This window comes from Bradyrhizobium sp. USDA3516 (assembly GCF_057651995.1).
This window is the reverse complement of record NZ_JBYGYN010000004.1, coordinates 239524-261669: the sequence shown is the minus strand read 5'-3', so window position 1 is coordinate 261669 and position 22146 is coordinate 239524. Positions and strand designations below refer to the sequence as shown.

Annotated in this window: 20 protein-coding genes and 1 pseudogene; 11 read left to right on the top strand and 10 right to left on the bottom strand. The window is 63.2% G+C overall.

Annotated elements, in window-relative coordinates; genetic code table 11:
* Window positions 1–4 precede the first annotated feature (4 nt).
* The 4 genes from AC24YW_RS15495 to AC24YW_RS15480 all read left to right on the top strand — a co-directional run bounded on the left by AC24YW_RS15495 (window position 5) and on the right by AC24YW_RS15480 (window position 3266).
* A complete protein-coding gene (locus tag AC24YW_RS15495) occupies window positions 5–958 on the top strand; it encodes an ABC transporter permease (protein WP_487483551.1) in 954 nt (317 codons plus the stop codon).
* A gap of 3 nt (window positions 959–961) precedes the next feature.
* Window positions 962–1840, top strand: coding sequence for an ABC transporter permease (locus AC24YW_RS15490; protein ID WP_025037151.1), 879 nt, complete (start codon window positions 962–964; stop codon window positions 1838–1840).
* Window positions 1841–1861: 21 nt separating this feature from the next.
* Window positions 1862–2593 (top strand): aspartate/glutamate racemase family protein, encoded by a 732-nt coding sequence (locus AC24YW_RS15485; protein ID WP_487483550.1) that lies wholly within the window; start codon window positions 1862–1864, stop codon window positions 2591–2593.
* Between the two features lie 178 nt (window positions 2594–2771).
* Window positions 2772–3266 (top strand): hypothetical protein, encoded by a 495-nt coding sequence (locus tag AC24YW_RS15480; RefSeq protein WP_487483549.1) that lies wholly within the window; start codon window positions 2772–2774, stop codon window positions 3264–3266.
* A 180-nt stretch (window positions 3267–3446) separates the two neighbouring features.
* On the opposite strand, the gene AC24YW_RS15475 is transcribed toward AC24YW_RS15480, so the two are convergent.
* From AC24YW_RS15475 to AC24YW_RS15460, 4 genes are all read right to left on the bottom strand, one after another.
* The gene (locus AC24YW_RS15475; protein WP_487483803.1) at window positions 3447–3827 is read right to left on the bottom strand and encodes a hypothetical protein; all 381 of its coding nucleotides are present in this window, start codon (window positions 3825–3827) and stop codon (window positions 3447–3449) included.
* Between the two features lie 134 nt (window positions 3828–3961).
* Window positions 3962–5608: a PAS-domain containing protein gene (locus AC24YW_RS15470; protein ID WP_487483548.1), complete on the bottom strand. Its 1647-nt coding sequence runs from the start codon at window positions 5606–5608 to the stop codon at window positions 3962–3964.
* 167 nt (window positions 5609–5775) lie between these two features.
* Window positions 5776–6306 (bottom strand): gamma carbonic anhydrase family protein, encoded by a 531-nt coding sequence (locus tag AC24YW_RS15465; protein ID WP_487483547.1) that lies wholly within the window; start codon window positions 6304–6306, stop codon window positions 5776–5778.
* 82 nt (window positions 6307–6388) lie between these two features.
* Complete coding sequence (locus tag AC24YW_RS15460; protein WP_487483546.1) at window positions 6389–6718, bottom strand: DUF6949 family protein; 330 nt, start codon at window positions 6716–6718, stop codon at window positions 6389–6391.
* Window positions 6719–6939: 221 nt separating this feature from the next.
* Between AC24YW_RS15460 and AC24YW_RS15455 the strand changes: the two genes are divergently transcribed.
* From AC24YW_RS15455 to AC24YW_RS15440, 4 genes are all read left to right on the top strand, one after another.
* Window positions 6940–7647: a hypothetical protein gene (locus AC24YW_RS15455; protein ID WP_487483545.1), complete on the top strand. Its 708-nt coding sequence runs from the start codon at window positions 6940–6942 to the stop codon at window positions 7645–7647.
* Window positions 7648–7904: 257 nt separating this feature from the next.
* Entirely contained in the window at window positions 7905–9737 is a 1833-nt protein-coding gene (locus AC24YW_RS15450; protein ID WP_487483544.1) for a caspase family protein, read from the top strand.
* Between the two features lie 97 nt (window positions 9738–9834).
* Entirely contained in the window at window positions 9835–11661 is a 1827-nt protein-coding gene (locus AC24YW_RS15445; protein ID WP_487483543.1) for a caspase family protein, read from the top strand.
* Between the two features lie 98 nt (window positions 11662–11759).
* Window positions 11760–13595, top strand: coding sequence for a caspase family protein (locus AC24YW_RS15440; protein WP_487483542.1), 1836 nt, complete (start codon window positions 11760–11762; stop codon window positions 13593–13595).
* A 647-nt stretch (window positions 13596–14242) separates the two neighbouring features.
* Here the strand turns inward: AC24YW_RS15440 and AC24YW_RS15435 are convergent.
* Together AC24YW_RS15435 and cysE are read right to left on the bottom strand one after the other, a co-directional pair.
* On the bottom strand, window positions 14243–14461 hold the full coding sequence (locus AC24YW_RS15435) for a DUF3126 family protein (protein ID WP_007602550.1): 219 nt from the start codon (window positions 14459–14461) through the stop codon (window positions 14243–14245).
* A gap of 131 nt (window positions 14462–14592) precedes the next feature.
* Window positions 14593–15417: a serine O-acetyltransferase gene (gene cysE, locus AC24YW_RS15430; RefSeq protein ID WP_145640657.1), complete on the bottom strand. Its 825-nt coding sequence runs from the start codon at window positions 15415–15417 to the stop codon at window positions 14593–14595.
* 289 nt (window positions 15418–15706) lie between these two features.
* Here cysE and AC24YW_RS15425 point away from each other — a divergent pair, with 289 nt between their 5' ends.
* Together AC24YW_RS15425 and AC24YW_RS15420 are read left to right on the top strand one after the other, a co-directional pair.
* Window positions 15707–17077 (top strand): hypothetical protein, encoded by a 1371-nt coding sequence (locus AC24YW_RS15425; protein WP_487483541.1) that lies wholly within the window; start codon window positions 15707–15709, stop codon window positions 17075–17077.
* Window positions 17078–17185: 108 nt separating this feature from the next.
* Window positions 17186–18520: a toll/interleukin-1 receptor domain-containing protein gene (locus AC24YW_RS15420; RefSeq protein WP_487483540.1), complete on the top strand. Its 1335-nt coding sequence runs from the start codon at window positions 17186–17188 to the stop codon at window positions 18518–18520.
* Between the two features lie 98 nt (window positions 18521–18618).
* On the opposite strand, the pseudogene AC24YW_RS15415 reads toward AC24YW_RS15420, so the two are convergent.
* Window positions 18619–18873 (bottom strand): annotated as a pseudogene (locus AC24YW_RS15415) (alpha/beta fold hydrolase); the annotation flags it as partial.
* 81 nt (window positions 18874–18954) lie between these two features.
* Window positions 18955–19368 (bottom strand): hypothetical protein, encoded by a 414-nt coding sequence (locus AC24YW_RS15410; protein WP_487483539.1) that lies wholly within the window; start codon window positions 19366–19368, stop codon window positions 18955–18957.
* 108 nt (window positions 19369–19476) lie between these two features.
* On the opposite strand from AC24YW_RS15410, the gene AC24YW_RS15405 reads away from it, so the two are divergent.
* Window positions 19477–20412 carry a LysR family transcriptional regulator gene (locus AC24YW_RS15405; RefSeq protein ID WP_487483538.1) on the top strand — a complete coding sequence of 312 codons (936 nt, stop codon included), beginning with the start codon at window positions 19477–19479 and terminating at the stop codon, window positions 20410–20412.
* 42 nt (window positions 20413–20454) lie between these two features.
* Here AC24YW_RS15405 and AC24YW_RS15400 read toward each other — a convergent pair whose 3' ends face one another.
* Together AC24YW_RS15400 and AC24YW_RS15395 are read right to left on the bottom strand one after the other, a co-directional pair.
* Window positions 20455–20967, bottom strand: a complete 513-nt coding sequence (locus AC24YW_RS15400; protein ID WP_487483537.1) for a sensor histidine kinase — start codon at window positions 20965–20967, stop codon at window positions 20455–20457.
* Entirely contained in the window at window positions 20925–22064 is a 1140-nt protein-coding gene (locus AC24YW_RS15395) for an MASE4 domain-containing protein (protein WP_487483536.1), read from the bottom strand. Before AC24YW_RS15395 ends, AC24YW_RS15400 begins: the two co-directional genes overlap by 43 nt.
* Window positions 22065–22146 lie beyond the last annotated feature (82 nt).

The window sequence follows — 22146 nt, the reverse complement described above, 5'->3', positions numbered from 1 at the left end:
GGACATGTCGGAAGAAGTCCTGCAACAGGCTGCCCCGGGCTTGATCCCGGGGTCGGGCACCGCGCGCGCCGCAAAACCGACGCGCCTGTCGCCGTCCTTCATCTCCTGGCTCCAGGCCGGGCCGATGATGCTGGTGTTTCTCGCCTTCTTCCTCATCCCGCTCGTCTTCGTCGTCATCGTCTCGTTCTGGGACTACAACGAATACCAGCTGCTGCCGGCTTTCTCCGGCCGCGGCTACACCGACACGTTCGAGGGCTGCATCGCGCAGCTTCCCGACCTCTGCACCATCGGCAAGACCTATGTGATGACGCTGAAGCTCTGCTTCATGGTCTGGGCCATCACCCTCTTCGTCGGCTTCTGGGTCGCCTACTTCCTCGCCTTCCACGTCAAGTCAAAGACCTGGCAGATGGGCTTGTCGCTGCTCTGCACGATCCCGTTCTGGACCTCCAACGTGATCCGCATGATCGCCTGGATCCCGCTGCTCGGCCGCAACGGCCTCGTCAACTCGGGCTTGATGAAAACGGGCCTGATCAACCATCCGATCGAATGGCTGCTGTTTTCCGAATTCTCCGTGGTGCTGGCGCTGGTGCATCTCTTCACCTTCTTCATGGTGGTGCCGATCTTCAATTCGATGGTGCGCATCGACAAGTCGCTGATCGAGGCCGCCTATGATGCCGGCGCCACCGGCTTCCAGACCCTCGTCAACGTCATCATTCCGCTGTCCAAGCCCGGCATCGTGATCGGCTCGATCTTCGTCATCACCATCGTGATGGGCGATTTCATCACCATCGGCGTGATGGGCGGCCAGCAGATCGCCGCCGCCGGCAAGATCATCGAGACGCGGGTCAACGCGCTGCAGTTCCCCGCCGCCGCGGCCAATGCCGTGATCCTGCTCGTCATCACCTTCCTGATCATCACCATGATGTCGCGCATCGTCGACATCAAGAAGGAGCTCTAGAGCATGAAGGAAGGACGCCCGCGCTCGTTCTACGTGCTCGCGATCTTCTTCGCGGCCTATGTGCTGTTTCTCTACGGGCCGATGATCGCGATCTACGTGCTGTCGTTCCAGGGGCCGCAGGGCGGCCTCACCTTCCCGATGAACGGCGTCTCGACCTTCTGGATCGCGAAATTGTTCCAGGGCACCGGCATCGTCGATCTCGGCGCCGCCTTTCGCCGCTCGCTTCTGCTCGGCATCGTCGTGATGATCGTCACCGTCGTGCTGTCGGTCGCCGCCGGCATGGCATTCCGGCGCAAGTTCAAGGCGCAGAGCATCCTGTTCTACTCGGCGATCGCCAGCCTCATCGTTCCCTCGATCATCACCTCGCTCGGCATCTCGCTCGAGTTCCGCATCATCGACGACCTGATCAAGGCGCATTGGAACGAGAATTTCGAGACCTCGATGGGCCTGCTCACGTCCGGGCTCGGCGCGCACCTGACCTGGACGCTGCCGTTCGGGCTGCTCATCATGTTCGCAATCTTCAACCGCTTCGACCCGCGCCTCGAGGAAGCCGCGCGCGATCTCGGCGCGACACCGTGGCAGACGTTCCGTCATGTCGTGCTGCCGATCATCCTGCCCTCTGTGATCGGCATCGGCCTGTTCGGCTTCACGCTGTCCTGGGACGAGCTCGCACGCTCGAGCCAGGCGATCGGCGCGGTGAACACGTTGCCGCTGGATCTTCAAGGCCTCACCACCACCGTGACCAACCCCGACATCTACGCGCTCGGCACCGTGATCTCGGCGGTCTCGTTCACGGTCATCACGCTTGCGCTCGGCACCATCCACGTGCTCAACAAGCGGCAGGCGGCCAAGGGCTCGGACGCCGGCAAGGGACTCGTCTGAGATAAGGACTCGCCTGATCCGATGCGGCTTCACGTCGTCAATCCCAACACTACCGCGTCGATGACGGCAAAGATCGCCGCTGCCGCGCGCAGCGTTGCCCTCGCGGGCACCGTGATCGATGCGCGTCAGCCGGCGATGGGCCCGGTCTCGATCGAGGGCTTTTACGACGAAGCTTTCGCGGTGCCCGGCATGCTCGGCTGCATCCGCGAGGCCGATCGCGACGGCGCGGACGCGCACATCATCGCCTGCTTCGACGACACCGGCTTGGATGCCGCGCGTGCAGCCGCCAAGACACCGGTGATCGGCATCGGCGAGGCCGGCTTCCACGTCGCGAGCCTGATTGCCGCGCGCTTTGCGGTGGTGACCACGCTCGGCGTCTCCATCGTGCCGATCGAGCACAATCTGCGCAAGTACGGCCTGGCCGAACGCTGCGCCCGCGTCCGTGCGGCCGAGGTCCCCGTGCTGGCGCTGGAAGAGCGCAACATCGATGCGCTCGGCAAGATCTCGGCGGAGATCACCGCCGCCATCCGTGACGACCGCGCGGAAGCCATCGTGCTCGGCTGCGCCGGCATGGCCGATCTCGCAAGCGAGCTCGCCGCTGCGCACGGCCTGCCCGTGGTCGACGGCGTCGCGGCCGCCGTGACGCTGGCGGAATCACTGGTGCGGCTTGGGCTGAAGACCTCCCGGCTCGGCCCCTACGCGGCCCCGCGCGCGAAGAGCTATTCCGGGCCGTTTTCGCAATTTCAGCCTTGATCCCTGCCCCGCGCGGCGCTCCGGGCCTGCAAGGGCCGCTGATCACTGGTTTTTTGCCGCTCAGCCTCTTTTTGGTCCCATTCCTTGCCGAAACGTAAGGCTTTCGGGACGCCCCGGTGGCCCTTCTGGGTTGCCGGTCTTCGCCACTCACCAAGTTTCAATTTGGGTTTTGTCAGCGATGATCGATCTCGCCCAGGACACGCCGTCCAACCCGCTCCTTCGCCTTGGCGCCCAGCCGATCGCGCTGACCGCTGCTGCCCTCCTGCTGCTGATCGCGGGCGTGACGTCGATCGCGATCTGGCGCGCCTATACCGGCGCTGCCCCCGAGAGCGACCGGGTGGTGGCATCGCGGCAGCTTCAGGCCCGCACCGCCCAGGCCTCCGAGCAGCTGGTTGAGAAGACCAAGGGGCTGGAGGCGACCCAGCAGGAATCGATCGACCAGCTCCAGGTGGTGCAGGACCAGCTTCAGACGATGAAGCGGCTGCTGGCGGCGCAACAGGCCGACACCAAGCGCCTGTCGGAGCAGGTTACGGCCTTGAACGAATCCATCGACGGCCTGCGGCAGTCCTTCGCCAGTGCACGGGCGACCGAGGTCGAGACGCCATCGGTTACCCGCAGGAAACCGGCGCGGCACCGCGTCCAAGCCAGCGCGCGCAAGCGCTCGCGCGGCTGAGCCGGTCACGAGGCGGGAACTTTATTTTCGCCACTTGTGAACTGGATCACATTCGCCCGTATGATTCCGCGCGATGCTCGCTGTTACCGGATGGCGTGAGCCGATTTCAATATCCGGGGCTGGCAAGGTCGTTGACGGTATACTGCGTCAACGACCTTGTTTTTTAACGGCAATTTCGCCTCACTCGCAGACGTCGACCCGGCGGTAGCGCCATCCCAATGGCGTCATGACACGCTTCCGCACGACGTAGCAGCCGCCATAGCCATCGTTGTAGGCAGGGCCATAATCGTCGGGGACGGCGTAGTAGGGATAGCCGTAACCATATCCGTAATAGCCGCCGTACAGGCCGGCGCCGGCGAGACCTACCCCGATCCCGACCCCTGGCCAGAAGCCGCCGCCATGCCAAGGACGGTGCCCCCAGCCATGGAAGCCGCCACCACGGAAGCCGCCGCCGTGAAAGCCTCCACCATGTCCGAAACCGCCGCGCGCCTCGGCCTTTTGTGGCGCCGACAGCCCGACCGCCGCCACGGCCAGTGCCGTCATCATCATCCTGCGTAACATCACTTGATCCTCCGCGTGGGGGTTGCTCCACGCTTCAACGCAAGGACCAAGTTACCGTCAGTCGGTCATTCGTGACAGCCATGCTGTCTCACTTCCACGCGAGCATCCGCAGCCGCGCCGGCCTTGCCCGTCCGCTACGCAGCCGCGCCCATCTTCGCCCCGAGATCCTCGACCATGGTCACGAAGACATGCGAATCCTCTCCGTCGCCGCCGATTTGAAGGCGCCGCCACGACACCTTGCGCCGGCCGCGGATCGGATTGTTGATCGTATCGGTGATGGGCTCGAGTTGCTGCTGCTGGGCGAGCAGCTGCTTGTCGCGCCGCTCGATCAGATCGGCAGTTTCCCTGGAGAACAGTTCGCGCGCGGTCTTGCCGACGATTTCGGCGCGCGACATGCCGATCTGCTTCTCGGCAGCCTTGTTGATGAACAGATAGCGCAGGTTGCGCGCATCCTTGGCGATGATGCCCTCGGTCACGTTCTCGACGACGATGGCGAGCAAGCGCTCCATGCGCTCGTGCATGCGCTCGCGCTGACGCTGCTCGGTAATGTCCTCCTGCACCGACACCCAGCCGCCGCCGTCCATCGGGCGCTCGTAGATCTTGATGATGCGGCCGTCGTTCAAGGCAAGCTCGGACGCCGCCGGCTCGCGCCTGGCGATCCGGTCGAGAACCGCCGCGACATATTTCGCGACGTCGCCGCTGAACAATCCGCTGTTGACCCTGTGCTCGAGGATCTCCTGCAGGCTCGATCCGGTCTGGATCGTCTCCGGCAGATCGTAGATCTTCCGGTAATTGGCGTTCATCGCGACCACATTGGCCTTGCCGTCGAGCATGATCAGCCCCTGCGGCATGCTGTTGATCGCCGCCGAAAGCTGCCATTTCTTGGCCTGGTACTTGTCGTTGAACTTGTCGCGCTCCGCCATCGCGGCATCGCGTTGCTTGGAGATATCGAATTCGAGCTGTTCCAGCTCGAAGATCTGCGCGACTGCGTCGCGGAAGTTTTGCACCGCGCGGGCCAGACGGCCGATCTCGTCGTAACGGCGCAGGTGCGGCACCTCGCTCCTGATATCCCCGGTCGCGATGCGGTCGGTGGCCTGAGAAATTTCTGCGAGCGGCGCCAGCACCGAGTCGCGCATCACGAGGACGTTGAGCGCGGCGAGCACGAGAGCGGCCAAACCCAGCATGAACAGATACCAAGCCGCGTAGCGATTTTGGTCCGCTAGCTCGTCCGCCTGACGGGCGCGCTCCGCGTAAGTGTGTTCGAGCGCTTCGAGGTCGCTGTTCAGTCGGCTACGCAGTGTCCGGTTGGCGTCGTTGTCTCCCCATTCGCGGGCTGCTGCGGGGCTGATCTCGAGGCCGCGCCGCACCAGCTCCTGGCGGAAGTCGATGAATTGCAAGATGCGCTGGCGGAAGGATGAGAACAGCTCGGCGTCGTCGTCGCGCACCGTGCGCTCCATGCGCTTCACGGCCTCAGCGAGCTCGCGGTTGCGACGGACTAGCCCGTCCGCGAACTGCTTCGCCGCGTTGCGATCGGCGGACATGTAGATGCCGCGCGATTCCATCACGATGCCGTAGATCAGCGCATTGATGCGCCCGACGTTGATCGCCGCTGCGGCCGAGGACGCGTGCATGTGACGATAGGTCGTCTGCAAGCGCACCGACTGGACCGACATCACCAGCAGGAAAGTGGTGACGATCGCCAGGAAGGCGGCGATGCTGTAGACCTTCTCTGCAACGGTCAGCGTGTCGGCGCCGCGCGCGGCACGAACTAATCTATTCAAAAATTTGGTTCCGGCACTGAAACCGGATTCCAGCGCCGTAGCACGCATGGCGCCGCTCCTCCTGGTTGAAAACGCCGGATGATAAGCGTAATCGCGCTAGCAGAGCATTAAAACGCCAAGCTGTATTTTTACGGTATGGCCCGGCGTGGGCGAGCGCGGCCGGCAGGTCAGCTGATCCGCTTCAGGCCCTGCTTGAAGCGCGGACCGTTGGCCACGTAGAACCTCGCCGCGCTGCCCATCTTCTGCACCTGCGCGTCGTCGAGGGTGCGGATCACGCGCGCGGGCGAGCCGATGATCAGCGAGCGCTCGGGGAACGCCTTGCCCTCGGTGATGACGGAGCCGGCGCCGACGATGCTGTTGCTGCCGATCTTCGCGCCGTTCATCACGATCGAACCCATGCCGATCAGCGCGCCCTCCTCGATGGTGCAGCCGTGCAGGATGACGTTGTGGCCGACCGTGCAGTTCCTGCCGATGACAAGCGGAAAGCCGAGATCGGTGTGGCAGGTCGAGCCGTCCTGCACATTGGCGCCCTCGCCGATCTCGATCCACTCATTGTCGCCGCGCAGCACCGCGCCGAACCAGACGCTCGCGCCCGGCTTCAGGCGGACCCGGCCGATCACGGTCGCGGTCTCGGCGATGAAATAATTGCCGTCGGCGGGAAGGTCGGGCGCCTGCCCGTCGAGCTCGTAGATGGCCATGGGGATCTCCTGTCGCGTTGACGACTGGCATAGCCAAACGGCAGCCGCGACGCAAAGGGCCGGCCGCGCGCAAGGCGCGGGATCAGACCAGAAGGCCGGCGGCGCGCAGCGTCATCAGGAAGAAGGTGCCGCTCATCATGCTCCAGAAGGCGGCGATGACCGTCGCCATCATCACGAACTCGACGCGGCGGCTTTCCACCCGCACGCCGCGCAGCGTGTTGCGCATGATGATGAAGGGCGCCGCGAACACCAGGAATGGAACCGCCGCGAAGGTTTTCGGGGCTACGCCGTCCTGCAGCAGGCCGAAGCCGGCGGGCCGCTGCGCCAGCGCCTGGTATCCGCTCACGAGCGCGCCCGCGAGCGCGAAACCGATGCCGATCGAGAAGAAGGTGTTGAGAGCTTCAGGTGTCATCGGAACTGCTCCGCCCTTACACAACGCGCGTGCCTTCCTGTGACAAAGAGGGCGGGTTAACGCTACATTATCCTTAAGGAAAGGTTAACGCGGCCGGCCGCCCCGTGCAGGGCCCTCCCCGGTCCAAGCGGCCGGGAACGCTCCGCGAAACCGCCGCCACATGGCATATTCGCCGCTGATTCGTCGGCCATCGGCCGACCTCAGGTCGACTTGCGCCATTCATGACATCGTTCTCGGCAGCTCCCCTCAGGTCCCCCCGCACGCGCACCCGGGCGCATGTCGTCCCGATCGTGCTCGGCGGCGCGGCTGCGGCCTGTGCGGTTGCGCTGGTCGCCTATCTGCTGTGGCCGACCTGGGGCAGCCGCGGCGCCAACGCGCCGGACAAGCTGCCGGTGAGCGTCGGCGGCACCTTGTTCAACCTGCCGGTGACCGCGATCCGGATGAAGATCCAGCGGCACTCGGGGCCGCAGGAGCGCATCGATCTCGACTTCCTCTACCCCGCGCTGGAGCCGCCCGGCCCGCCCAAGCACGTCACCTCCGACACGGCGGAAGCGGCGCTGCAGTCCATCGACCGCATCTTCCTGTCGATCGCAGCCCATCACGATGCGCTCTCGCCCGAGCAGCGCACGGCCACGATCTATCCGCGCTATCTCGATCAGGCCGCAGTGATGCCGGCGGACGGCTTGACGATGCGGATGTTCCGAACCGACACGCCCTACGGCAGCGAGGACCTCTATTCGGCTGCAAGCCCCGCGCTCACCGCGCGCTGCACCCGCGATGCGGCCACGCCCGGCATGTGCCTCTCGGAGCGCCGCGTCGGCGGCGCCGACCTCACCTTCCGCTTTCCGAGGAGCTGGCTGTCGCAATGGCGCGAGGTGGCGGAGGCGATGGACAGGCTGACCGCGCAGCTGCGCGGGCCGCGGGGCTGAGCGCGGTCTTGCTGCCCGGCTGCGCATGAGCTTGAAGGACGGCTGGAGCCTCCAAAGCAAAAACCCGAAAACAACCCCATGCACAGTAGGCAAGCGTGGGTAGCATCAACCGTTTTTCGATTTTTTCGAAAGATGATTGACCCGTCGGGGCGAAACAGGGCATGATGGCCGCATTGATATGTGACTGATATCACTGATCGTAGATTGCATTTGGCCATGCTGCGAATAATCTGACGCTATTGCATTCGGGGGCAGGAATGCGGCTTCGGCTGTTTGTTTTGTTGATTGTTGCGATCTGGATCGGGGCCGGACCGGCGCACGCCGAGAAGCGCGTTGCGCTCGTCATCGGCAACTCGGCCTACAAGAACGTGGCGCGGCTGGCGAACCCCGCCAACGATGCTGCACTGGTCGGCGGCATGTTCAGGAATTCCGGGTTCGATAGCGTCGACATCAAGCTCGATCTCAACGGTTCGGAGATGCGCAGGGCGCTGCGTGACTTTGGCGGCAAGGCGCGGGAGGCCGGGGTCGCGGTGGTTTATTACGCCGGTCATGGCATCGAACTGGACGGCGTCAACTATCTGATCCCGACCGACGCGACGCTGGAGACCGACAGCGACGTGCTCGACGAAACGATTGCGCTGGACCGCGCGCTGTTCGCCGTCGAACCTGCAAAGCAGCTGCGCCTGATCATCCTCGATGCCTGTCGCGACAATCCGTTTGCCAAGACGATGAAGCGTACCATCGCCTCGCGCGCGATCGGACGCGGCCTCGCCAAGGTCGAGCCGACCAGCCCGAATACGATGATCGCGTTCGCCGCGAAAGCGGGCTCGACGGCGTCCGATGGCGATTCCAAGAACAGCCCATTCGCGGCGGCTCTCGTCGAGCGTCTGCCGACGCCCGGGCTCGATCTGCGCAAGGCGTTCGGCTTCGTGCGCGACGATGTGCTCAAGAATACCGGCAGCAAGCAGGAGCCGTTTGTGTACGGCTCGCTCGGTGGCGACGATTTGGCCCTGGTTCCGGCGAAGCCGGTGGCGGCCGGGCCGCAAGCGAATCCCCAGGATGCGGTTCGCCGCGATTACGAGCTGGCGCTGCAGGCCGGTGATCGCGACGCATGGCAAGCGTTCCTCCAAGCCTATCCTGAGGGTTTTTACGCGAACCTTGCGCGGGTGCAGTTGAAGAAGATCGGGGCCGAAGATGCCCGCGCCATCGCAGCAGAGAAAGCCAGGCAGGCCGAGGACGAGAAGGCGCGCCTCGTGGCAGAGCGCGCCAAGAAGGCCGAGCAGGACAAGGCTGCAGCCGCCGCAAAGGCCGCCGAAGATGCCCGCATCGCCGCGGAGAAGGCGAAGCAGATCGAGGAGGCCAAGGCGGCGGCCGCCGAGCAGCGCCGGAAGGATGCAGAAGCCGCCGTCGCCAAAACGCTGGCCGACAAGCAGGCCGCTGAAAAGGTGCTCGCCGAAAAGATTGCAAACGACAAGGCAGCCGAGCTAGCCGCCAAAGAGAGGGCTCAGCGTGACGGCGAGCAGAAGGTCGCGGCGGTAGCCCCCACTCAATCCCCGCCGAGTCTGTCGCCGCAGGAGACGGCCAAGCTCGTGCAGTCAGAACTGCGCCGCGTCGGATGTCTCGCGAGCAATGCGGACGGCGACTGGAATGCGTCATCACAGCGCTCGCTGACGCTGTTCAACAAGCATGCCGGCACGAAGTTCGACGCCAAGCTGGCGAGCTTCGAGGCGCTCGATGCTATCAAGGCAAAGCCGGGGCGGGTCTGCCCGCTGGTGTGCGATCACGGTTTCAAGGCCGATGGCGATGCTTGCGTCAAGATCGCCTGTCGCGCCGGCTATCGCGTCAACGACGACAACGAGTGCGAGAAGATCCAGGACAAGAAGCCGGTCGCAGCCCGCGAAGACGCCAAGCCGCGAGGCGATGAGAGGAAGAAAACTGAAGCTGCGCCATCGAAGCCGCAGGCGGCTGGTCAAGTCATTTGTACCAGCGCAGGCTGCCGGCCGGTGAGACCCGGCTGTCGAATCGGAACCCAAAACTACGGCACCGCAGTCTTCGTGATAGGAGGCGGACAAGCGGAAGTGTGCGACTGAGTGGCCGCTGGAGAGACAGTGTGAGAAACATCACGGATCGTAGATTGCATTTGACCATGCTGCGAATAATCTGACGCTATTGCATTCGGGGGCTGGAATGCGGCTTCGGCTGTTTGTTTTGTTGATTGTTGCGATCTGGATCGGGGCCGGACCGGCGCTCGCCGAGAAGCGCGTTGCGCTCGTCATGGGCAACTCGGCCTACAAGAACGTGGCGCGGCTGGCGAACCCCGCCAACGATGCCGCATTGGTCGGTGGCATGTTCAGGAAGGCCGGCTTCGATATTGTCGACATCAAGCTCGACCTGAGCGTCGTCGACATGCGCAAGGCGCTGCGCGAGTTCGGCAGCAAGGTCCGAGATGCGGACGTTGCGGTTGTCTACTACGCCGGCCATGGCATCGAGCTCGACGGCACCAATTATCTGATCCCGACCGATGCCGCCCTGGAGACCGACACCGACGTTCTCGACGAGGCGTTCCCGCTCGACCGGGTGCTGTTTGCGGTCGAGCCGGCAAAGCAGCTCCGCCTCGTCATCCTGGACGCCTGCCGCGACAACCCGTTTGCCAAGACCATGAAGCGGACGATCGCCTCGCGCGCGATTGGACGCGGCCTCGCCAAGGTCGAGCCGACCAGCCCGAATACCATGATTGCCTTTGCGGCGAAGGCAGGCTCGACGGCGTCCGATGGCGACTCCAAGAACAGCCCATTCGCGGCGGCTCTGGTAGAGCGTTTGCCGACGCCAGGCCTCGACCTCGGCAAGGCCTTTCGCTTCGTTCGCGATGATGTGCTCAAGAGCACCGGCAACAAGCAGGAGCCGTTTGTGTACGGCTCGCTCGGCGGCGACGATTTGGCGCTGGTTCCGGCAAAGCCGGTAGCGGCCGGGCCGCAAGCCAATCCCCAGGATGCGGTTCGCCGCGACTACGAACTGGCGCTGCAGGCGGGTGATCGCGACGCGTGGGAAGCGTTCCTCCATGCCTACCCTGAGGGTTTTTACGCGAACCTTGCGCGGGTGCAGTTGAAGAAGATCGGGGCCGAAGATGCCCGCGCCATCGCAGCTGAGAAAGCCAGGCAGGCCGAAGACGAGAAGGCACGGCTCGTAGCGGAACGCGCCAAGAAGGCCGAACAGGAGAAAGCCGCTGCAGCGGCCAAGGCTGCCGAAGATGCTCGGATCGCCGCGGAGAAGGCCAAACAGATCGAGGAGGCCAAGGCGACCGCCGCCGAGCAGCGCAGGAAGGACGCAGAAGCAGCTGTGGCCAAGGCCCTGGCCGACAAGCAAGCTGCCGAAAAAGCGCGCGCCGACCAGATTGCTAACGACAAGGCGGCTGCCGAGCTGGCTGCAAAGCAAGCAAACGACAAGGCGCAGGGCGAGCAGAAGGTCGCGGCCGTGGCCCCTGCCCAATCGCCGCCAAGTCTGTCGCCGCAGGAGACAGCCAGACTCGTGCAGTCAGAACTCCGTCGAGTCGGATGCCTCGCAAGCAACGCAGACGGCGACTGGAATGCCTCGTCACAGCGCTCACTGACGCTTTTCAACCAACATGCGGGAACGAAGCTCGACCCCAAGCTCGCGAGCTTCGAGGCGCTCGACATGATCAAGTCCAAGCCGGGCCGGGTCTGCCCGCTGGTGTGCAATCGCGGTTTTAAGGCGGACGGCGATACTTGCGTGAAGATCACCTGTCGCGCCGGCTATCACGTCAATGACGACAATGAATGCGAGAAGGTGCAGGACAAAAAACCGGTTGCGACCCGCGAGGATGCCAAGAAGCGAGACGCGGATCGCAAGCAAACCGAAGCGGCACCAGCCAAGCCGTCTGCGTCCGGTCAAATGACTTGTAACAATGCGGGCTGTCGCCCGGTAAAGCCTGGCTGTCGTCTTGCTAACAAGCAGTACTGGGGGGCGGGATTTTCACAAGCGGAAGTGTGCGACTGAGCAGCGGCAGAGAGAGGCAGCGTGATAAACATCACTGAGCACAGATTCGATTTGGCCATACTGCGAATAATCTGACGCTATTGCATTCGGGGGCTGGAATGCGGCTTCGGCTATTTGTTTTGTTAATTCTTGCGACTTCGCTTTGGACCGGCGCTGCGCTGGCGGAGAAGCGCGTCGCGCTCGTCATGGGCAATTCGGCCTACAAGAACGTGGCGCGGCTGGCGAACCCCGCGAACGATGCCGCGCTGGTCGGCGGCATGTTCAGGAAGGCCGGGTTCGACACCGTCGACATCAAGCTCGACCTCAACGCCGCCGACATGCGCAGGTCGTTGCGCGAATTTGCGGGCCGGACCCGCAATGCCGACGTTGCCGTCATCTATTATGCGGGACACGGCATCGAGCTGGACGGCGCCAACTATTTGATCCCGACTGATGCCGCACTGGAAACGGACGGCGACGTGCTGGACGAGACCGTCGCACTCGATCGCGCGCTGTTTGCCGTCGAGCCGGCCAAGCAACTCCGCCTCGTCATCCTGGACGCCTGCCGCGACAATCCGTTTGCCAAGACGATGAAGCGGACGGTGGCCTCACGCGCGATCGGCCGCGGGCTTGCCAAGATCGAGCCGACCAGCCCGAACACTTTGATTGCCTTCGCGGCGAAGGCGGGCTCGACCGCATCGGACGGCAACTCCCAGAACAGCCCGTTCGCGGCGGCTCTCGTCGAACGTCTCCCTACGCCCGGGCTCGACCTGCGCAAGGCGTTCGGCTTCGTGCGCGACGACGTGCTCAAGACCACCGGCTACAAGCAGGAGCCCTATGTGTACGGCTCGCTCGGCGGCGATGACGTGCCGCTGGTTGCTGCCAAGCCGGTGATAGCCGGACCGCAGGCCAATCCCGACAGCGAGATCCGGCGCGACTACGAGCTGGCGCTTCAGCTCGGCACGCGTGACGGATGGACGGCCTTCCTCAACCGCTTCCCGAGCGGCTTCTATGCCGATCTCGCCAAGGGCCAGCTGAACAAGATCGCTGCTGAGGAAACCCGCACTGCCGCCGCGGAGAAGGCCAGACAGGCTGAGGAGGAGAAGGCAAGGCTGGCATCCGACCGCGCCAGGAAGGCCGAGCAGGAGAAAGCAGCAGCGGCCGCAAAGGCCGCTGAGGACGCCAAGGCAGCGGCGGAGAAAGCCAAGCAGATCGAGGAAGCCAAGGCGGCGGCCGCCGAGCAGCGCAGGAAGGATGCCGAGGCGGCAGCGGCCAAGGCCCTGGCCGACAAACAGGCCGGCGAAAAGGCACTCGCCGAGAAGATTGCGAACGAGAAGGCGGCTGCCGAGCTGGCTGCAAAGCAGGCAAGTGACAAGGCGCAGGCAGAACAGAAGGTCGCGGCACTTACCCCAGCTCAATCCTCGCCCAGTCTCTCGCCGCAGGAGACAGCAAAGCTGGTGCAGTTGGAGCTGCGCCGCGTCGGTTGTCTGGCGGCCGCCGCCGATGGCGACTGGAATGCGTCGTCGCAACGCTCCCTAACGCTGTTCAACCAACATGCGGGAACGAAGCTCGACCCCAAGCTCGCGAGCTTCGAGGCGCTCGACACCATCAAGGCCAAGCCGGGCCGGGTCTGTCCGCTGGTCTGCAATCGCGGCTTCAAGGCGGACGGCGATACTTGCGTCAAGATCGCCTGCCGCGCGGGCTATCGCATCAACGACGACAACGAATGCGAGAAGGTGCCGGACAAAAAGCCTGTGGCAACGCGGGAAGACGCCAGACGGCGAGACGACGAGCGGAAGAAGGTCGAGACCACGCCTTCGAAGCCTCAGGCAACGGGTCAAATCTATTGCAGCAGCGCGGGCTGTCGTCCCGTCCGGCCGGGCTGCCGACTGGACGTGGGCAGCATTGGCAGGACCACCAACCTCGGAGCTGGTAACGCTGAAATCTGCAATTGAGCAGGCATAGCTGAGCAGGATGCTGCTCCGGGAATGTTCGCGCCGATACGCGCGTGTTGGCGTAGGAAGCTTGGGCAGAACTATGGAAGCTTGATCGTTTCCTGACCGGAATGATGCGGCAGCTCGTACACCATGATGACCCGCATATTGCCGAGATATTCGAGATGTTGCCGATCGCACGGTTGCTGCCTAGCCCAAGATTATCGCCCATGACTCGTTGCGGCAGTCTGCGCGCACGCTCGTCCTTCGAGACGGCGCTAACGCGCCTCCTCAGGATGAGGCTCATCAGCGTCAGCGCCTCTTGAAACCGCTGCCGCGCACTCCGCCCTCATCCTGAGGAGCCCGCCCAAAGCGCGCGTCTCGAAGGATGGCCGCAGGGAAAAGCTCTCGAAGGAGATAGCCTCGATCTCGATGAGTGCCCCGGACGCAGCGCAGCGTCACTTGGACGGTGCGCTGCTGAGCCGGGGCCCATGCTGGAGAGATGGGGTGTGTGGCTTCTGGGTCCCGGCTCTGCACTGCAACGCCATAGCGTGTCGAAGACGCGCGTAAACGCGCTTATGGAGCGTTGCAGTGCGTCCGGGACACGAGAGAGCGCCGCGCACAGCGAAGCCTCCGCTTCGCTCGCGACGACGTCATGACAACAACAATTATTCCTGATCGACCAGATCGTCCTCGAGGATCGCCATCTGGAACTGGAACGAGCGATCGTCGTCCTCGTCGTCGACGAAGAGCACGCCGATGAATTCCTCGCCGATATAGACTTCGGCGGAATCGTCCTTCTTCGGCCGCGGCACGACGCGGATCTTGGGATTGCCGAATACGCGCTTCAGATATGCGTCCAGCTTTCTGACTTCTTTGACGTCCACGGCAAGTCTCCGATCGAAAATGGTCGGCGGGTTTTAGGACGAGATGCAGCGAACCGCCAGTACGAATTGTCAAAGAATTCGGGAAGGAAAAGGGTCGGAAAACCCGGCCCTTCGCAGCAGCAAGGGCCCGCTCAGAGCCCCATTGCGTTGATCATCTGGTCCATGGTGCGCGACGGCTCGGCGCAGCCGGCTTCGCCGACGATCTTGGCCGGAACGCCCGCGACCGTGACGTTGTGCGGCACCGGCTTGACCACGACCGAGCCGGCGGCGATGCGCGCGCAATGGCCGATCTCGATATTGCCGAGGATCTTTGCGCCGGCGCCGATCAGGACGCCGTGGCGAATCTTGGGGTGACGGTCCTCGTTCTCCTTGCCGGTGCCCCCGAGCGTGACGCCGTGCAGGATCGAGACGTCGTCCTCGATCACAGCGGTCTCGCCGCAGACGAAGCCGGTGGCATGGTCGAGGAAGATGCCGCGGCCGATGCGCGCGGCGGGATTGATGTCGGTCTGGAACACCGCCGAGGATCGGCTCTGAAGGTAATAGGCGAAATCCTTGCGGCCCTTCAGATAGAGCCAGTGCGCAAGGCGATGGGTCTGGATGGCATGAAAGCCCTTGAAGTAGAGCAAGGGATCGATGAAGCGCGAGGTCGCGGGATCGCGGTCGTAGACGGCAACGAGGTCGGCGCGGAAGGCGTTGCCGAGATCGGGGTCGTCGCGCAGCGCCTCAATATAAGCCTGGCGTACGAGATCGCCCGACAGCGCGGAATGATCGAGCCGGTCGGCGACGCGGTGGACCACCGAATCCTCCAGCCGGCCGTGATGCAGCACCGCCGAATAGATGAAGGTCGCAAGCTCCGGCTCGCGGCGGACGATGTCCTCCGCTTCGCTGCGGATCCGATCCCAGATCGGATCGAGCGATGCGAGCTTTCCTCCCGGATTGACCTGATGCACTGCCATGGATGTTCTCTTTGGAATTTGCTCTTCGAATGGGCGTCTTTTGCTGTTCGTATAGCACAGTTTAGGCGACAAAGTCCCGACGGGCTTGCCTGAGAGTGAACAGCACCCTGCCCCGCGGGGTCTGCCAAGACCTTGAAACACAAGGGTTTCATTGGACGCCCCAAGCGGCAAGGTCGGCTCAAAGTGGTCAGAGTTCCGCCAAATTCAAGGCGGGCGGCTTCAAACTCTTGGTGAATTCCCTCTGAGCCGTTATTGGGGTCATTGATCCCCAGTGAGGCCGGGAGCGGATTTGAGCATTACCACCGATCAATTGCGCGCGCGCGCCGCTGGTACGTTTTGGCTGCGGCTGGCGGCGGTGGCCCTGCCCCTTCTCTTGCCCCTCCTGATGATCGCGCCGGCGCTCTGGAACGGCTATCCGCTGTTGCAATGGGATACCGGCGGCTATCTGGCGCGCTGGTACGAGGGCTATCTCGTCCCCAGCCGCTCCACGGTATTCGGCCTCTATTTGCATTATGGCGAGAGCTTCGGCTTCTGGATCAACCTCGCCGCCCAGTCGCTGGCGACGCTGTGGCTGCTGCAGCTCACGTTGCGCGTGCTGGACTTGATGCAGACCTTCCGCTTCGTCGCGATCAGCCTCGGCCTGATGGTGTCGACCGCGCTGCCCTGGCTTGCGAGCATGCTGCTCACCGACATCTTTGCCGGGCTTTCGGTGCTGTCGCTGTTCCTCTTGGCGATCGGCGCAAGCCGCACCTCGACGGTCGAGAAGATCGCGCTGTTCGTTTTCACCGCCTTTGCCGCGGGGACGCATAGCGCCACGCTCGGTGTGCTGCTCGGTCTTTGCGCCGCGGGCTGGATGGCGCGGCCGTTTGTGGGCGCGCGGCTGCCCATTGCGGGATTGACGCAGGCGAGCCTCACCATCGTCGCGGGCGGCCTGATGCTGGTGTCGGCAAATTACGCCCTGTCCGGCAAGCTGGCCTGGACGCCGGGCGGCTACGGCGTCGCCTTCGGCCGCATGATGCAGGACGGCATCGTTGCGCAATATCTCAACGACCGTTGCCCGCGCGAACGCTACAAGCTGTGTCCCTATCGCAACGAGCTGCCGGCGAGCGCCGACGAATTCCTGTGGGGCAAGAGCGTGTTCAACACGCTCGGCCGCTTCCAAGGCATGAACGAGGAGATGGGCACCATCGTCGTGCAGTCGCTGAAGGATTATCCGGCCTGGCAGGCCGGCGCGGCGCTCCGCGCGATGGGACAGCAATTGCTGCACGTGGCGACCGGCGAAGGCACCGACGGCTGGATCCCGCACACCCGCGGTATCATCGAGCGCTACATCCCCGCGCAGGGCGCGCCGATGCGCGCGGCGCGGCAGCAGAACTGGGGTCTCAATTTCGATTACGTGAACTGGCTGCATGTCCCCGTTGCGCTGGCCTCGATGCTGGCGCTGCTCGCCCTGCTCGGCCATGCGCTGGCGAGGCGCCGGCTGGACGACGTGACGCTGCTGGCTGGGACAGTGACGCTGGCGCTGCTCGGCAACGCCCTCATCTGCGGCGTGATCTCGGGGCCCCACGACCGCTATGGGGCGCGCATGGTGTGGGTGGCGACGTTCGTGGTGCTGATGGCGGTGGGGCGACGGTTTGGGGAGGACGGCAAGGCGGGGTGAGAAAATACCTGATCAGGTTAGACTGTCGCAGCCGGAAACTGTGAGACACCAGAAGGATCTTTGATTTGGCTACAACCTTGAGTTAACCTCCATGACTGGAGGGGCTTTATGGCCGGCCAAGGAAAGATTTTCATCAGCTACCGTCGCGATGACGCGGCTGCGGACGCTCGGTTCATCTATGAATGCTTGCGAGCCGCTTTCGGGAAAAACAATGTTTTCATCGACGTTGATAATATGCGAGCGGGCCAGCGCTTTGAACGCGAGCTCGACAAGGCCCTCGCTGCCTGCAACGTCCTAATCGTCGTTATTGGCTCTCACTGGATGAAACTTCTGCACGATTACGCGAGCGTGCAAACCCGCGACTTTGTACGAGAAGAGATTGCATCGGCCCTAAAGCGAGACATAACGGTTATCCCGGTGCTCGTTGGTCGCGACACTAACATGCCCCAACTGCCGTCCTCTAACGCTCTTCCGGACGACATTAGAGATCTAGTAGCTTTTCAGAAGCATAGCATTCGCCACGAGAAGTCTGGGCCTGACAGCGCCGAATTGGTGGCCGCAATCAGGGAGGCATTGCCTCGGCGGGAACGGCCGCTGCGCGCTTTCCTTGTTACTTCAATACTCGCGGCAGCTTTGATCGGCATATGGCTATTTGCCTCAGGTGAGCTTTCTCAGCGCGAGAGGAAGAACGCAACGTCGGGCGACGGCAAAATTTCGGACTTGCCAACACAAGCAACTCCCCCTTCGACCAAAATGGCCGGCCCGTCGCCACAAGCTACTCAGACGCCGCCGACACAACCGGTAGCGCTCCCGGCCCTCAAAGATAATCCCGTCGTTTTCAATTTCGTCGACTACAAAGGCCCTCGTTTTACAGCATCCTTTAGTAAGCTTCTTGACGACTACCCCAGCGGGAAATGGATTGAGGACAAAAACGGGGGTGACCGATACTTTCAGTACAAAGGAATGCTTTTGGATCGTTCCGCTGACATCTTTATCTACGGAAAGCCAAACACCCCGACTATTACCCGCGTCTCCTTTTCCTTGTTTGATAGCTACTTTGAAACGTTAGACTCGAAATACTCAACGCGCCGAGCCGGATCCCGCAAGGAGGTCGACAAACTCTGCACGTCCTTCACGATGCAGTTGCGCGCGGAACTGGAGAAGAGCATGGGACCAATCGTCGATCGTCCGATAGTGATTGCCGAGGACCTCGAGGTCCCCGACTATGGCGGTAACTGCAAGCTGTATCCGGGAACGTTCAGATGCGACAATTCGGGGACAAAGAACATCACCAAGGCTATCTATAGAAGCACGAAGCTTGCTACGCTCACTGCAACGCGAATAGACCGCCGGCAAAATGTGGATAAGCCGGCTGGCGATTATGTAAATCACACTGATGGCAGCTGCCAAATTGTGCTTGAGGTTACCGAAATCAAGAAGTGACTTGTGTAGGACGCACGTGGCCTTGAATGGACTAAGCACCCTATTTGCGGAATAAGTTTCAGTATAGTTGCCCTTCGCCCACCACGCCTCACCCCCGCCGTGAGAAACTCCAGCACGCCGTTCTTGTACACCTTGTCGCCGACCGCGCGCATGTGGTCGCGGTCCGGAATGTCCACACTTCCGAGCCGGGGATGATGGCGCCGAGCGCGCTGGCGCTTCCTGCGACGTCGTCGGTCGAGCCGACTGCGGTCAGCATGGGCGTCGATGCGCGCGGCTTCGTCCCGGGTCATGAGGTCGCGCGTGCCGCGGAGGCAGGCGGCGAGCGCACGATGATTGGAGCGGGTCTGAAATGACGATGCCAGTGCAACAATCCCCATATCTGACAGCTCTGGTCAGGGCAAATTATCGTGCACCGTCACCGCAATCTCGCAATTTCACATCGCCTTGGCGAGCGCGAACAGCCGGAAATCCTCGAGCGCCGCGTGCCGATGCGGGGCGACTTCGCGCCGGTAGGTCTCGGTGTCGACGATCGAGCGGAAGGTGGCGAAGTCGCCGTATTCGTTGATCGCCGCTTCGTCCCAGTGCTCGCCGGGCGCGCCGACGAGGCTCGCCAGGAGCGGGCCGGAAAACATCGGCGCGAGCGGCTTACCGGCCGCAAGGCGCCGGAATGCCGGCCTGTAGCGTTCATGAAAGGCTTCGCGGCCCGTGCAGGGCGCGGCGTCGAATCCGTCTTCGTAACGCGCCTGCGCGCGGTAGCGCAGCAGATTGAGCATATAGACCGGCTGGCCGGGCGGAATCGCACGTTCGGCGGCGTCGAGGGCTTGCAGAGTGATTTCGATTGGGTTCATCGGACTTCCCGCGTTTTCCAGCGCCGCTGAATGCGCGCTGACGCTCCCTGACTAGCCGTTCGGGGCCAGTGCTTGTAGTGACTTCGCAGCCATGATTATGTGGACTCTATGTCCACAACGACTTTGCCTCCCGATCTCTCGCGCCTCCTCGCCTTCGTCCGCGTCGTCGAGGCCGGCTCCTTCGCCGAAGCCGCGCGGCGGGCGGGGACGACCACTTCGGCCATGTCCAAGGCGGTCGCCCGCTTCGAAAAAGCTCGTGGCTTGCGGCTCTTGCATCGTTCCACCCATTCGCTCGCGCTGACCGCAGAGGGCGACAGGCTGATGGCGGCGGGACGCGCGTTGGCCGAAAGCCTCGCCCGTGTCCAATCCGCGCTCGGCGAGGTCGCGCGCGACGATGGCGGACGGGTGCGCGTGACCGCTCCCGCCTCGTTCGCGCGCGCCTGCATCCTGCCGCGACTGCCCGCGTTCCTGCGGGAACGGCCGGAGATCGAGATCGAGGTCAAATTCCGCAACGAGATTCTCGATCTCGCGGCGGAAGGCGTCGACGTCGCGATCCGCTCAGGGCCCCTCGACCGCGCGCCCGGCCATCAGGCGCGGCGGCTTTGCACGTTCTCCTGGATCGCCTGCGCCTCGCCCGCCTATCTGAAGGCGCGCGGCGCGCCGGCGACGCCCTTTGAGCTTTCCGGGCACGACCACGTCGGCTTCCGCAATCCCGCGACCGGTCAGATCCTGACCTGGCGCTTCGCCGACCCGCGCGGCAGAGGCCCCATTCGCATCACGCCCAAGCCCAAGCATATTTGCGACGACGCGCATGCTGCGCTCGCTTTGATCGCGAATGGGTTCGGGATCGGCTGGGGGCCAGCGTGGCTCGTCGGCGAAGACCTTCGCGCCGGCCGGCTAGTCGAAGTGCTTGCGCCCTGGCGCGCACCTGAGGAACCCCTATGGATGCTGCGCACCTCCGGACGCCGCCCGCCCCTGCGCACGCAGCGCGTCATGTCATTCCTCAACACGCTTCCCGCCGCGTTCGGCGACAAGGCGGTGTGAGGCAGCTGCCGTCATCGACTTTTGGTCGCCAAGCGCACGAGCTCAATCGCCATATCTTTTGAACGAGAGTTCGAAGACGGATCCATCCGGCCCCGATCTGGCGAGCCGCAGGGATCCTCCATGGCTTTCCACAATGGTTCGACTGATCGCCAGACCTAGTCCAAGGCCAGAGCGCTTTGTCGTGAAGAATGCCTCGAAGATGAGGTCATTATCGCCGGCCGCAATGCCCGCACCGGTATCGGCCACCGAAAGCAATACGGTCGAGCCGCTGACGCTGGTCGCCAATCGCAGCAAGCGAGCGTCGGATCCAACCGAGCTCATCGCATCAATCGCATTCCGGATGAGGTTCAGAATGACTTGCTGCAACTGGATCTGATCGGCATAGACCAGCACGTGATCGTCCTGGAAGTCGGTCACGACGGATACCGCGCTGTTCAGAAGATCCGGCTCTGAAAGAACGAGAGATCGACGGGCAATGTCTCCCAACTCGGCCGGTCCGCGGCTACCGGTGGTCATCTTGAACAGGGAGCGCGTGCCAGCAATGACGTCATCCACCCGAAGGCTGTCGGCTTCGATGTCGCTGAGGATGGCCTCGATCTCCCCGAGCCGCGCGATGGTGTCCGAAGTTGCGTGAGGGCGGCACTTGCGTTGAGCGTGATCGCGCCGAGCGGACCGCGCACTTCGTGGGCGATCGCAGCCGTTGCTGCATCCACGCTCATCAGGCGGTTGGCGCGCTCGCGACGCAACAGCGAGAACGCGTTTGCGATGCGGGAATACAGCACTGTCATTTCGGTCAGAAGCACGCAGAGAAGCATGAAGCTTGCGATGAGTGCGAAACCACGGCCCGCATACCAGCCCAGCGAGAATCGTACCGAGCTGGCGAGCGCAGCCACCAGGAAATTCGGCAACCATGCCATCAGGACCACAATGAGCCAGATGTCGAGCATCGTGCGTCCTCGCGCCACGAGGACTGCAAGAGCAATGCAGTACCAGAGCAGCAAGCCGACATTGGCCTGATTTCCCAGGTTGGTTTGCCTGATGATGCTGTCTTCATAGAACGCAGGCAGGCTTCCGACATGCGCGCTGACGAACCACGTGGTCACGCCTACCGCGATGAAAACGGCAACAACGGTCAGGATCATTGCTGTCGCAGCCGTTCCCACGGATGGATTCGTCGGCTCGCGACCATCCTTCATGAGAGCATAGACGAGTATGCCGAGCGGGAACGTTGCGTGCCAGAGCACGAAGAGCCAGGCCGGTGTGTTCGGTCCGTCTCCGAACAGACCCTGAGGCCCATAGGCGCCCGGGAACGTGAGCGTCTGCAAGAACGCATATGATGCACTGCACAGATATGCGCTCGCCACGGCAAGGAGGGCACGTTGTGGCAGGACGCGATACTGGGCTAGCAACAGAATGGCGGTGATGAGATCAGCGAGGGCCAGAACTGTTTGAAGGACAGGAACGAAATTGTCGATCCGCGGCAGCGGCGTTGCCGCGAATGGCGCGACAATAATTGCGACCGTTGCCAGAACGGCGACGACATAGACAGCCAATCGACGCTGTTCGTAGGAAGCCGGGGTTATCGCAATCGCGACAGGGAAGTCCCGGTCGGTTTCGTGGTCGATCTCGGCACCTGTGCCCCCAGCTGGCATTGCCCCTCCCATTCCACCGGGCAAGACGAAGCTAAGCCTAAAGCCTGTCGATCATAGGGATTTCCACGGAATTAGGCGAGCC